Consider the following 13,366-nt stretch of genomic DNA (forward strand, 5'->3'; position numbering starts at 1 on the left):
ACGCCCCATTCGACGAGGCTTCGAGCAAGCAATGTGTCCAACCAGTTGGCTGCATCGTGGAGGTCTGAGACGATGAACCGATCAGTACTCAACGTGACGTACGCGGTCGGCTTTTTCGCCCTCGCTGCGGGACTCCTCGTCGCGAGGGCGAATCCAGCAACGGCGTACGAACCGTCGCTGTTTACCGCAACGCCGACGGCTGTCTGGGTCGGATTCGGGATCGCACTCTCGATCGCACTCGTCACGGCGCTCGCCTGCCGCGGCCGCCAGCAAGCGATCGGGATCGCACTCGGTGCGACGACGGTAACGGCGATCGTGAGCCTGCCGCTGATTCGGAACTACCGCTTTGCCGGGATGGGTGACGCGCTGACCCACCTCGGGTGGACGCGGGACATCGTCAGCGGCAACTTACAGCCCCACGAGCTGTTCTATCCCGGATTGCACTCGCTCGCATCCGTCTTGCACTTCGTCGCCGGCGTCCCCATCGAGCGAGCCCTGTTGCTCACCGTCGTCGTCCTGTTCGTTCCGTTCCTGGTGTTCGTGCCGCTCGTCGTGCGCGACATCTCCGGCAACGGACTCGCGGTCGGCGTCGCCGCGATCGTCTCGTGGATGGTCCTGCCGATCAACAACATCGCGACGCACATGGGCGTGCACACGAACTCGAACGCGCTGTTTCTGGTTCCGGTCGTGTTGTTCGCCTTCGTCGCGTACCTTCACCGCCGGTCGACGGTCGAGCGACTGCCGCTCGGACTCTCGCCGTTCAGTGCCCTGCTGTATCTCACCGGGATCGCGCTCTTGCTCGTTCACCCGCAGCAGATGATCAACGTCGTCGTCCTCGTCGGAACCGTCGCAGGCGTGCAGTATCTCGCTCGGTGGCGGTACAGCGATCATCCGATGCTCAACCACCCGACGGCCTACACGCACGCGATCGTCCTCGGCGTCATCTTTGCGGCCTGGGCGTTGGCGAACGAGCGATTCCAGAGCGCGCTGTCCGGGCTGGTCACCGGGATGCTGTCGGCGGATATCAGTGGCGGACAGACGGTCGACCAACGCGGGGCGTCGCTTACTGAGATCGGTGGCAGCCTCGGCGAGTTGTTCGTTCGGATGTTCCTCAATGCGGCCGTGATCGGACTGCTCGTCGCGCTCTTCGTGCTGGTCATGTGGCTCGGCTGGACGAAAGTCGACCGCGAGACCTCGGCGTTCGTCACCTACTTCGCGATCGCGCTCTTCCCGCTCGGCGGCATTTTCCTGCTTTACTTCGTCGGGACGCCGACGATGGCCTTCCGACAGGTCGGGTTCATCTACGTCGTCCTGACGATCCTCGCGGGTGTCGCGATCGCTCAGGGTATCGGCGGGCTCTCACGGTACTTCACGAGGCCCGGAGCGAACACGGTCGCCGCCGTCGCCCTCGGCGCGTGTCTCGTCCTCGGGCTGGGGACCATCTACGCATCACCGTTGATCTTCAGTCCGAATCAGCACGTGACCGACCAGCAGTACAGCGGCTACGAGACGAGTTTCGACCACGGCGTCGATGACCAGCCGTACGCCGGGCTCGGATACGATCCCTACCGGTACGACCACGGTATCTACGGCCTCGAACGTGAGGCACCGCTGACGAGCGCCGGCACGGCGAGCGGCGAAGTCGATCCCGACGAGTTCGAGGCGGGCAACTACACGGGCGCGTATCGTGGATCCGACTACTACTTCGCTGTCACGGAATACGATGTGACGAGGGAGATCGAGGTCTATCAGGAACTACACCACAGCGAGGACGCATTGAATGATGTCTCGCAGCAACCGGGCGTGAACAAGGTGGTCTCCAACGAGGAGTTCGAACTGTACGCGGTCGAGTCGACGAACGCGACTGACGGTACCACCGTATAGCGTACCGATCTCCGAACCGATTTCTCCGACCGATCTCGGCTCACGACTGACACGGACTCCTGTCAGTCAGTTCCGGCGCATCCGCGATCGCTCTTGCAGGTGCGTCGGAAAGCGGTACCACGGACTGGCTGAACTCTCGCCGCGACGGTGCGGGTAATTACGGACTGTCCACTGTTTCAGCACGGATCTGCCGATCAACTGTGACAAGTTAGCACACCGGTCAGCAGACGGAAAACAGGCCGTATAGCTTCGTAAAACGCGAGTAAGAACGTATTGACTCGGAAAGACCCTGTTGTGAGAACCGTTTTCACCGTTCATCGTTCGTATCTTCGTGAACAAGACGGGCTACATTGTGAGCGAAACCGTAGTGTTACAAAGAATCTCTATAAATTTAATCTTCAGATCCAAAGAAAGGTTTATGGGCATAAGGTGTTGTTACGGAATTGTATGGCGCAGCATTCCCGTACGTCCGAAACGGAGACGACTCCGAACAACGGCTGTAATTCCGGCTTAACACGCCGCAACTACGTCCAATCGGTCGCGGCGGTCGCGGCCGCAGCGACGACGCTCGGTGCAGCCGGGACGGCAGCGGGCCAATCGGACTACGAACGTATCGACGCCGAAGGGCAGACGATTACGGTCGAGTCCGGTGACACGTGGGAGAACAAACTCATCGACATGACCACCGGCCAGGATATCGTCATTACCGCGCAGGGTAGTGACTGGACGATCCGAAACATCGGATTTACCGGCAAAAACACCTCCGGAACCGGCTCCGCTACCTTCGGTATCTCCGACTCCGGCGGTGAGAGTTCGATCGAGAACGTCTATCTCGGGGACGGGACCGACGAGCGAAACGGCAGCTCGAGCGGCCACGGCCAGACCGCCTTCTGGGTCAATCCGGACCACGCCGGGCACATCGACTTCCAGAACGTCAACATCCAGAACTTCGCGGACAACGCCATCTACGGCTCCGCGCCCGGGACTGGCGGCGGCGGTACCCTCCACATCGACAGCTGTTTCGCCGCAAACTGCTACGTCTCTCACTTCCGCGTCGCGACGGAAGGCAGCAAGATCACGAACTCGAGCGTCCTCGTCGACGACGAGGGCTACCAGGGCCGCGGCATTTGGGCCTGGGCACCCGGGACGATCGAGGTCGACAACTGCCAGATCGAGATGAACGGACAGAACACTGCTATCGACGCCGGTGCAAACGGCTCCGCCACGGAGGTCGTCGTCAGCGATAGCGACTACGACGAGGAAGCCGGTATCGCCGAAAACGCCGGCTCGACGGTCGAACTCGGTGACAGCGTCGGCACCGACCCCGAGGCAGTTATCCCCGACGGCGTCCCGACCGACGCCGAGGCTGCGGCCTCCGGCAGTTCCGACTGATCGCTCGCCGTCCTCGTCCTCCTGACGGCGGCCCTCCACTGCAGTCCCGCTGACGGATCCACCCTCCTTTTGCTGTGTCGTCTTTCGACTTGATCTAGCCGCCGCCATCGTTTTTGGCTCCCGCCAGTTCGCCGTTCGCGTCGAAACGAGTTCAAAATTCGTCACGTTCTCGAATCGGACGCAATCGGTTGTATAATTCACATGATGTTTATTCGCCGTGTCGAGCGGTAATACGGTATTACTCGCCCGACTGAGCCGACGTGGCGAAACGCGTTTCGGCTGTGAAGATAGATAGTTTTGTGATCGAACACTCAGACCATATCTACGGTCTGTAAATTTTAGAGATTAGGTAAGAGAAAGTTTCTTGTAGTAGTCCCAAATTACTCGTAGTACATGGCACGCGAACGTTCGGTACCGGGTGACGGTTCATCCGGGGATAAGGCAGTGACAGGCGGTAATACTGGATTACTCGGCCGTCGATCGTATATGAAACTGGCCGGCGCAACGACTGCAGCGACGGCGTTTGCCGGCACCGTCGGCGCGGCCGACGAGGCCGACTACGAAACGATCGCCGCGCAGGGTCAGGTCATTCGGATCGGTCAGGGAGAGACCTTCGAGAACAAACTGATCGACCTGACGACCGGCGATAGCGTCGTCCTGCTCGTCGAGGGTGGTAATTCGACGATCCGCAACGTCGGCTTCGAGGGACTCCACCGCGGAGACGGTTTCATGATCTCGATCACGGCTCCAAGCGGAGACGTGCTGATCGAAAACGTCTACCTCGGCGACGGTTCGACCAAGGAGGGCGAGAGCTTCGTCCACGGTCCCGGCGCGGTGTTCTACCACAAGGACGCGTCCTGTGACATGACCTTCCGCCACTGCAACGTACAGGGATGGCCGAACAACGGCTTTTACTGTTCCAACACCGCCTCCGGCGGGTCGGCCCACTTCGACCGCTGCTACGGCAAGAACAACGGCGTCAGTACGTACCGTGTCGGCGGCGGCGACGACGAGATCGTCGACTCAGTCGCATACAACGACGACACCGACTACGGTCCCGGCTGGGGCGGCTACACCGAGGCGCACGGTCGCCCGGTCTGGGTCTGGCCCGGTGACACCGTCTCGATCGAGAACTCGCACTTCGCCGACGGACCGTACCCGCACGCGATGGTCCTCCGCGGAAGCGGGACCGCCCAGATGTCCGGCGGAGCCATCGAGGGCAACGTCCAGGGCAGCGGTCTCGAACGGACCGATGTCTCGAGTTCACCTGACCTCTCGGTTCCCGACGGAACCCCGACCTCGGCGGTCGAGGCTGCCTCGGGTGGCGCGAGCGATTCGACGACCAGCGGTGAGACGGACGCTGCTACGGACGAAGACGACACTGAGGACGAGCAGTTGCTGCTCGTCGAGGGCGACAGCGCGGACGTGACCCGCTACGAGTTCGCGGTCGACGGATCGGTCGAGCAGGCGACTACCGACGGCGCGACGATCGATAGCGAGGACGAATTCGGGGACGGCAGCGTTCGCGGCGTCGTTGCCGACTGGAAGGACGCGTTCCGGTTCGAGGGCGAACTCTCGTCGCTGACCGTCGACGGCCCCGGACGAGTGCTCGTCGACGGCGAGGACGTCGATCCCGCAGACTACGGCGAGGAGCTCCCGCACGAGCTCGAAATCGACGGCCGCGGCGCGCCGACGAGCTACGAGATCACGGTCGACGGCACGATCGAACTCGACGCCGACGAAGATCCGGACGACGAGGCGACGACGATCTCCGGCTCGACGGTCCAGAGTTCGGTGACGGACTCGACGCAGGAGTTCCGATTCTCGGGGGCGCTGACGGACGTGACGTTTACCGATGGCGAGGCGGCCGTCTTCCTCGACGGGGAGCGGATCGATCCCGCAGCGTACGGCGACACTGAACTGCTGCCACACGCGCTGGTTATCGACGGCTCCGGCACCGACGACCCCACGTCGTACGCCGTGACGGTCAACGGGACGATCGTCAAAGCCGACCCCGGCGAAGCGACCATCGACACCGACGACACGATTGCGGACGGCACCGTTCGCGGCGTCGTCGATACCGAACTCGATGCCTACTGGTTCGCGGGTGAACTCGGGGACTTCTCACTCTGTGGGAACGCAGCGGTGGACGTGCAGTACAACGCTCGGGATCAGTAGTTGTGTCGGGAGTTGAGAAGTAGAGATCTCGAGCCCGAGGCAGAGACCGTCCGCTGTACTGATTTCCCGCGCAATCCAGGACGGATCGCGGGTCGCCGGTGCTGACTGGACGCAGCCCGAATGAGAACTCAGCGTTCCGAGTCAAAACCGGCCCTCTCGGTCGTCGGTCGTGAACGGAATGTGGTGTCGTCTCGGCGCTGTGTGACAGTACACGCGACGTTCGGTAGTCTGGATCTTTGACTGGCCGGGAGCCAGAGGCTGGTAATCGGTATCAGTAATCAGATGGCTCCCGCGCGTGGAACAGCAAGCTGGCACGCGAACTGCTCCGGTACTGGATGACGGTCGCCGGGAGCCATCTGATGGTACGAACGGCCCGGATAAAAGTCCTTCTCGATTCTGTTTGGAGTTGAGAACGCCAGCGGGAACGACTGGTCAGATTCTGTGAGGCGTGGGCGAGAGGGCGGGTCCGAACGAAATGACTTATTCGATTCGGGAGAGTTTGCCGTCGACATCGCGTTCGTGCTGGCGGTTCGTCGCGACGTGGGCGAGCGAGAGGACGAAAAACGCGACGACGACACCGCCAGCGATCGCAAGCGTTGGGAGGGCCGTGAGCCCAGGAAGACCAACCAGTGCCGCACTAACGAGGAGGCCACCGGCTACACTCAGGCCAGCGTACCACCGATCCCAGCGGTCCTGTCGATGCGTATCGGTGTCCAGATACATCATCAGCAGGTCGGCGTTGTCTGCCAACGAGATCAGACCGCGATCCTGATCGTATTCGACGATACCGGCATCGTCCATCTTTGGGAGATGGGTCTGATAGAGCGCGACGTAGACCCGCTTTCGCTGGTCCGAACTGAGGGCATTAACGCTCGTATCGTTCTCCCAGGCGGCGATCTGTTCGGCGAGTTCACCGAGCGTGACGGTTTCGTCGGCCTCGAGCAGGTAGGTGAGGACTTCGCGTCGGCGGCGGTTCTTCAGGAGTTCGAAAATGACGTCTTTGGAGAGTTGGTCGTCAGTTTCGGCGTCGCCGACGGAGGAGGAGAGTTCGTCCGGAAGAGAGGTATCGACGGAGGACATTATCGGGAGCCTCCGCCAGTTAGGAGTTGTCCGGTGGACCGGTTACAGTGATTGTAGACGAACTGTTTCCGGGTTGATCGGAGTTGGGGTTGGATTTGGGGTTGGGTTTGGTCCCGTGTGGACTGATTGTAGAGTCGATTCTGGGAACGGTTTTGGTATCGGTTCTGAGTTCGGGTTCGGTCCTGTTCCCGGTGAACACGTCGTCGCTCAGAGTTCGATTCCAGTGGTTCCGCTGGGACGGTTTGAGCCGAGGACTGCCGTCGCCAGGCCGTGTCCGAACCACTGGACTGTCGGACCGGCAGCGGCCCCTGTACGCTCGAACGGCAATTCGCAGTCACGATTGACACACCAAGTTGTACACCAACAGAGACACTCTTAAGCACAGCCACGTTTCGCACCGGCTGCAAAGGGGGTACGGGCCGGCTTCTCGACGCGACGCTGCCGAGGCGATGAAAGCGCGATTGCTGTGGACGATTCGAGATCGAGTGCAGCGTCAGTATCGATGGATTGGGCGTCTGTATCGACGCCGTACGACTGTGGCTCGAAACGCGGTATCGATGCGGAGAGTGGCGTCGGTGTGCGGGTCGGCAACACAGCACTGTTAGGAAACGTTTGACTCGAGCGACATAAATTCTCCTGACGGTTTGCACTCGAAAGCCACCTTTACGTGTGGAACTACAGTGTTACTCGTCGTCCAGTTACTATCTCGACCCGGTCGTCGGTGGCGGACGCCGGTGGTACTCTCCAGCGTGACTCCAGACAGGAGACGAAATCGCCGGACTCCCGGTCGAAACGGGATTGGTTCGCGCTTTCTCTTGCGGGACGAGCGACCGCTCTCGGGCGCTGCTTCGGGACGCGAAACGCGCCGTCGTCATGCCCTCTTGGGGTGCAGTAAGTCGGCGTTTCTCGCGAAACCATGTGAACCCCTTACAGTGACAGCACGGTTTCCGTCCACTACTGATGACGCAGTCCATCATCGACCAGACCAGAACCGAGGTCCAGGAGGCTGACCAAGGGTTATGTCCAGACTGCGAAACTGAGACGATCATTCACGATCCGGATCGCGGCGAACGCGTCTGCGGAGAATGTGGACTCGTCCTCACCGAAGATCCGATCGACTACGGCCCGGAATGGCGCGCGTTCAACGCCCAAGAACACGACGAACTCTCCCGCGTCGGCGCACCCCTTACGCAGTCGATGCACGATCGCGGGCTGACGACGACGATCGACTGGCGCAACAAGGACGCAAACGGCCACTCGATGTCAGCCGACAAGCACGGCCAACTCCACCGGCTGCGCGTCTGGCAGGAACGCATCCGCACGAAAAACGCCGGCGAACGCAATCTCAAGTACGCTCTCTCGGAGATCGACCGCATGGTCAGCGCTCTCGGCGTCCCCAAACCCGTCAAAGAGACGGCAAGCGTCATCTACCGGCAGGCCCTCGAGCAGGATCTCATCCGCGGCCGCTCTATCGAAGGCGTCGCCACCAGCGCACTCTATACCGCCTGTCGAAAGGAAGGTATTCCGCGCAGTCTCGAGGAAGTAACGTCCGTCTCGCGAGTCGACCAGCGCGAGATCGGGCGTACCTACCGCTACATCGCCGACGAACTCGATATCAATCTGGAGCCGACGAACCCGCGCCAGTTCGTCCCACGGTTCTGCTCCGAACTCGACGTGAGCAAAGCCGTCGAAACCAAAGCCGTCGACATCATCGAGCAGACGACCGAACAGGGCCTTCACTCCGGCAAATCACCGACTGGCTTCGCCGCCGCCGCCATCTACGCCGCCGGCCTGCTCTGTGACGAAACGATCCCACAACGAGCCGTCGCCGACACCGCCCAGACCACCGTCGTCACCGTCAGAAACCGCTACCGGGAGCAACTCGACGCGATCGATCAAGCGCCGGTTACATGATCGACCGCTCGTTCTCGCTGTAGACGTCCTCGTTGAGCAACGCGTGTAAATTCGCGTACGGGACGAACGCGATGAACTCGCCGTTCTCGTCGTAGAGCCTGAGTCCGTCGTCCGTTCGATCGTAGTCCTCACACATGATCTGTCCCTCCGGGAGGATCGCGCGGAACATACGAGTTCGTACGGCCTCGGTCGACATATAGTGTTGCGCTTTCACAGGCCACACCACACCGCGGCAACGACCGACACGACTACTGCGCCCGTGTCGGCTAAGCGAAATCTGTTTACTCCCGCCACCGCTAGGGCCTGCAGTGACAGACGAACGTTCGTCAGCGACGCGCAGCGACGAGCACCTTCCTGCCGCCGACGCCGCCGAGACCGACAGCGTGGACGCCGCCGACGGGAACGAACACGAGAATCCGAATGTGGACGCAGACGTGGATGCGGATACGGACGCGGACGCACCCGCCAGCACGGGTGCGGACGGCGAGTCGCACTCGCCGCTCCCGCTCGAGACGTTCCACGACGCCTGCCAGCAGGCCGGCCGTCCCGTCCTCACCGCCGGCGAAGTCGCGCGCACGCTCGATCACCACCCCTCTCACGACGCCGTCAGCGACCGCCTCGACGCCCTCGCCGAGCGGGGCGACCTCGAACGCCTCGCCGTCTCGGCCGATCCCGTCGTCTGGTATCCGAGCGAACTCGAGGACCTCACCGACCGCGAGCGCGTCGTCGTCTTCCCCAAACGCCGGGAAATCGTCGTCGACCGCCCCGACCAGTTCACCCGCGCCCAACTCGCCCAGTTCGCCCACCTCGCGGACGGCAACGGCGAGGAGGGCTACCGCTACGTCGTCAGACCCGAGGACGTCTGGCAGGCCCCCCACGACTCCTTCGACGAACTCGCGCGAACCATGCGCCAGGCGCTCGGCCAGCGCTCGGCCGAACTCGAAGACTGGGTCCAGAGCCAGTGGGACCGCGCCCACCAGTTCCGGCTCACCACCCACGAGGAGGGCTACACCGTTCTCGAAGCCGAGAGCCCCGAAGTGATGGGCAACGTCGCCCGCCAGAAACTCGACGAGGAACACGTCCACGCCCCCATCTCCGACACCGAAGACTGGGTCCGCGAGGGCTCGGAAGCCGCGATCAAGCGCACCCTCTACGAAGCCGGCTACCCCGTCCAGGACCACCGTGAACTCGACTCGGGCGAGCGGCTCTCCGTCGACCTCGAGGTCTCCCTGCGCGACTACCAGCGAACCTGGATCGACCGCTTCGCCGAGGCCGGCGAGGGCGTCTTCGTCGGCCCGCCGGGCAGCGGCAAAACGGTGGCTGCGATGGGTGCCATGGCCCACGTCGAGGGCGAAACACTCGTCCTCGTTCCGAGTCGCGACCTCGCCCGCCAGTGGGCTGAGACGATCGAGGAGTTCACCTCGCTCGGTCCCCACCAGATCGGGCAGTACCACGGCGGCCAGAAGAACGTCCGCCCCGTTACCATCGCGACCTACCAGATCGCCGGGATGGATCGCCACCGCTCGCTGTTCGACGACCGCGAGTGGGGACTCGTGATCTTCGACGAGTGCCAGCACGTCCCCTCAGACGTGTACCGGCGAAGTACGCACCTGCAGTCGCGCCACCGCCTCGGACTCTCGGCCAGCCCCATCCGGGAAGACGACCGCCAGACCGAGATCTTCACCCTCGTCGGCCCCCCGATCGGCACCGACTGGCAGGCGCTCTTCGACGACGGCTTCGTCGCCGAACCCGAACTCGAGATCCGGTACGTCCCGTGGTGCGACGACGAACAGCAAAACGCCTACGCCTCCGCCGACGGACGCGAGCGGTACCGAATCGCCGCCCAGAACCGCGGCAAGATCGACGAGATCCGCTACCTCCTCGCCGCCGAGCCGAACTCGAAGGCCCTCATCTTCGTGGACTACCTGGACCAGGGCGGTGAACTCGCCGAGGCGCTCGACGTCCCCTTCCTCAGCGGCGAGACACCGCACCACGAGCGTCGGCGACTACTCGAGGAGTTCAGACGCGACGAGCGCGACCTGTTGATCGTCTCGCGGGTTGGCGACGAGGGGATCGATCTCCCGACGGCGGATCTGGCGATCGTCGCCTCCGGGTTGGGCGGCTCTCGACGGCAGGGAACGCAGCGAGCGGGGCGGACGATGCGGCCGGCGGGCGGCGCATTGGTCTACGTGCTCGCGACGCGCGGCACGCGCGAGGAGGATTTTGCGCGGCGACAACTCCAGCATCTGGGCCGCAAGGGGATGACGGTTCGCGAGGAGACGATCGATCGAGATGACGCCGAGAGCGATCAGGAGTGAGGAGTGAGATTCCGTGGTGAAGCCACCAGATTACCTGTCGTGTGCGACGTCCCGCTAGAACGGCAACGGATCTCGGTGTTCGACAGGCCTGAAGAAGGGCTGTATCGGCGAGACCGCGGCAGTAAGCGGCTACAACGACCGTTTACGGCTCGAACTGCTCTCGGTGGACGACGGTTTCCTCGTCACCGTCGATCGCGGTGACGACGATTTGGTCGCCCGCTGGATCGACTTCCACGTACAACGTGATTCCCGTCCAAGTGGCGCCGAACTCCTCGTTATTGTAGGCACCCGTCTGTCCGCCGGCGATCGTCGACTCGATACGCACTCGCTCCGCGTCAATCTCGGTCGAATCGGTGAGGACGACCGCCGCCTGGGTCACGTCGCTCGTGGGGCTGTCGTACTCCCAGTTGATTTCCTCGACGACGTCATTTGCCTCGTCTTCGATCGGTTCCTCGAACGCCTCCGACGGATCGTCCGGCGCGTCATCCACCGGGCCGGCGAACAGATACTTCCACTCGTCGTTTTCGGTGGCGAGTACCCAGACGGTCGGGTCCGCACCGGACGGATCGTCGGCACCGACCTCGAGAATCGCGAGCCGTTCGTCGGCAAGGTCGTCGTCGAGTTCGCCCCGGTCGAACCAGAACTCGCTTCCCTCGAGTTCGAAGACGGCGTCGGTGGCGGCGTCTCTCGATCGCACGGTGGTCTCGTACTCCCCGGGATCGCCGTCGCCGTTTCCGCCGCTGAACTCCCACCCCTCTTCTTCCAACGCGGCGGGGTCGAGGGGATTCAGTCGATGAGTCACCTCGCTCATCGTCTTCGTGTCTTCCTCGACGGCCGCCTCGAGGTACGTCTCGACCACTGCGGATAACGCAGCATCGACGCCGTCGTCGCGGTTTTCGGCTGCGTTCTCCTCGGCTGGTTGATCACCATTGTCGGTCCCGTCAGTGTCCGCTTCATCTCCGTTTCCGTCTCCGTCTCCGTCTTCCGGAGCCGACTCGTCAGCCACGTCGCTTACACAGCCCGCCAGCGGCAGGGTCAGCGTTGCGATCCCGGCTTGTACCGCGCAGCGTCGCGAGAACTGGGCCGCTGAACTCGTCTGCCCGCCGGTCGCGTTCGAGAGGGCTGCATCTCGTCTGGGGGCCATACGCCCCCGTTTCTGTAAGAGAGTATTGAGAGTTTGGATATCTGATCGCTTCGGGCCTGATACGGACTGTTGGTACTCAGTTCCGGCGTAACTTCGACTTTCCTGCGGTTGCGCCGGGAACTCGGTACAGCAGACCGTCTGAAGCGACGCTCGTAGCGGCGGTGTCGAACGCCGCTCGAGACGGACAGCGGCGACAACCGATCGTCTCGACCGACGGTAACGACGGATCCGCTCTCTTCAGGACTTCTGCAGTTTGCCGACCGAAACGAGAACTCGATTCGGAACGTTCATCAGCCGATCATGACAGTGTCGAGTTAGGTATGTCCGCCACTGCCGGCGTCGAGGTCCCGGATCAGATCCGCACACTAACCGAACGGTATACACGTACTGAACGACTTCTGACGCTTCTCGTCGCGGCGGTTGCTGTGATCGCTGTGTTTGGCGCGTTCGTCGTTCTGCCGTATTTCGCGGCCCTCGGGCTTTCGCTCGCAGCTATCGCACTCGTTCGAGTTCCGCTGCTCGAAACCGAGGGTGAGTTGCACTTGCGAACGGATGCGGATCCTGATGCCGTACGGAACGAGTTCGCGAGCGCGCTGCCGCCGGCGCTTCCGTTCCAGTGGGGCGGGGCCGAAACGGTTCGCTCGACGGCGGACGGCGGAGTGTACGAGTACTCGTATCTGTTCGGTCGGCGGTCAATTACGATGGCGGTAACCGTTCGCTCCGGTCCCGAGACGAGGTCCGCTGGTGCCGACTGTGAGATCGATGTCACGGCGGGCGGGAAACCGTGGGGACGATACCGTGTCTCCGTCGAAGAAGACGGGGAGAACACAGCGGTCGTCGTCGCGTTCGAATCGACGCGCCGGTACGCGCTGAACCGGTTGACGCAGTTGGTGGCTGCGAATCGCTATCAGGAAGAAGCGTACGCGGCGCAGGGTTATACGGTGGTGGATAGAGACTGGTCGCTCACGCTCGGGCGGGCCTGAGACTGGGAGTGCTGTCCCGATCGAGTGGCGGCGATCGGAGCGACGAACTAGTCGACGGCCGAGAGCGTCGCCGGCGATCGCTCCGGCTCTGCTGTCTCTGCGGGCTCTGGTTCCACATTTTCGACGGCTTTGATGCCGACGCCGGCCGCGAGTTCAGTTTTGGCGTCGGTCTCGTCGCGGCGGGCGAGGTCGCTGAACACGACTCGAACGCGGAGGTCGACTGTCGTGTCGTTCAGTGCGGGATCGATGCCGCGAACGGTGGCGTCTTCGAGTCGGTCGACGGCGTCGATTCGTTCGACGACGCGCGTTGCGCCGTCGGCGAGACTGCCGGTCGCGTTGATCGGCACGCGAACGGTGAGCGTCGCCGCGATTGCGGGTTGGGTGCGATCCATAGGCCCCCGCCGAGAGTCGAACTCGGCGGTCGGACGGCCCGTGTTGTCGGGCGTCCGCCGGTGGCCAGTCCACTGCGGGGG

10 protein-coding genes are annotated in these 13,366 nt (G+C 62.8%); 6 read left to right on the forward strand and 4 right to left on the reverse strand.

The window, feature by feature from the left end; translation table 11 throughout:
- Nucleotides 1–72 precede the first annotated feature (72 nt).
- The 3 genes from SM755_RS03185 (at nt 73) to SM755_RS03195 (ending at nt 5,454) form a co-directional block, all read left to right on the forward strand.
- Nucleotides 73–1,884, forward strand: a complete 1,812-nt coding sequence (locus SM755_RS03185; protein WP_323171413.1) for a hypothetical protein — start codon at nt 73–75, stop codon at nt 1,882–1,884.
- Between the two features lie 447 nt (nt 1,885–2,331).
- The gene (locus tag SM755_RS03190; protein ID WP_006664202.1) at nt 2,332–3,276 is read left to right on the forward strand and encodes a hypothetical protein; all 945 of its coding nucleotides are present in this window, start codon (nt 2,332–2,334) and stop codon (nt 3,274–3,276) included.
- Between the two features lie 486 nt (nt 3,277–3,762).
- Complete coding sequence (locus SM755_RS03195) at nt 3,763–5,454, forward strand: hypothetical protein (protein ID WP_323171414.1); 1,692 nt, start codon at nt 3,763–3,765, stop codon at nt 5,452–5,454.
- Between the two features lie 480 nt (nt 5,455–5,934).
- On the opposite strand, the gene SM755_RS03200 is transcribed toward SM755_RS03195, so the two are convergent.
- Nucleotides 5,935–6,534 (reverse strand): hypothetical protein, encoded by a 600-nt coding sequence (locus tag SM755_RS03200; protein WP_006664200.1) that lies wholly within the window; start codon nt 6,532–6,534, stop codon nt 5,935–5,937.
- Nucleotides 6,535–7,494: 960 nt separating this feature from the next.
- Between SM755_RS03200 and SM755_RS03205 the strand changes: the two genes are divergently transcribed.
- Nucleotides 7,495–8,448: a transcription initiation factor IIB gene (locus SM755_RS03205; protein ID WP_323171415.1), complete on the forward strand. Its 954-nt coding sequence runs from the start codon at nt 7,495–7,497 to the stop codon at nt 8,446–8,448.
- Here SM755_RS03205 and SM755_RS03210 read toward each other — a convergent pair.
- Complete coding sequence (locus SM755_RS03210) at nt 8,441–8,617, reverse strand: hypothetical protein (RefSeq protein ID WP_006664198.1); 177 nt, start codon at nt 8,615–8,617, stop codon at nt 8,441–8,443. The two genes, SM755_RS03205 and SM755_RS03210, sit on opposite strands and share 8 nt — an antisense overlap.
- A gap of 139 nt (nt 8,618–8,756) precedes the next feature.
- On the opposite strand from SM755_RS03210, the gene SM755_RS03215 reads away from it, so the two are divergent.
- Nucleotides 8,757–10,766 carry a DEAD/DEAH box helicase family protein gene (locus SM755_RS03215; protein ID WP_323171416.1) on the forward strand — a complete coding sequence of 670 codons (2,010 nt, stop codon included), beginning with the start codon at nt 8,757–8,759 and terminating at the stop codon, nt 10,764–10,766.
- Nucleotides 10,767–10,908: 142 nt separating this feature from the next.
- Here the strand turns inward: SM755_RS03215 and SM755_RS03220 are convergent, their stop codons facing one another.
- Entirely contained in the window at nt 10,909–11,910 is a 1,002-nt protein-coding gene (locus tag SM755_RS03220) for a hypothetical protein (RefSeq protein ID WP_323171417.1), read from the reverse strand.
- 320 nt (nt 11,911–12,230) lie between these two features.
- Here SM755_RS03220 and SM755_RS03225 point away from each other — a divergent pair, with 320 nt between their 5' ends.
- Nucleotides 12,231–12,893 (forward strand): hypothetical protein, encoded by a 663-nt coding sequence (locus SM755_RS03225; protein ID WP_323171418.1) that lies wholly within the window; start codon nt 12,231–12,233, stop codon nt 12,891–12,893.
- A 47-nt stretch (nt 12,894–12,940) separates the two neighbouring features.
- On the opposite strand, the gene SM755_RS03230 is transcribed toward SM755_RS03225, so the two are convergent.
- The gene (locus SM755_RS03230; RefSeq protein ID WP_323171419.1) at nt 12,941–13,285 is read right to left on the reverse strand and encodes a hypothetical protein; all 345 of its coding nucleotides are present in this window, start codon (nt 13,283–13,285) and stop codon (nt 12,941–12,943) included.
- Between the last annotated feature and the right edge of the window lie 81 nt (nt 13,286–13,366).

The organism is Natrialba sp. PRR66 (assembly GCF_034808065.1).
GTDB lineage: Archaea > Halobacteriota > Halobacteria > Halobacteriales > Natrialbaceae > Natrialba > Natrialba aegyptia.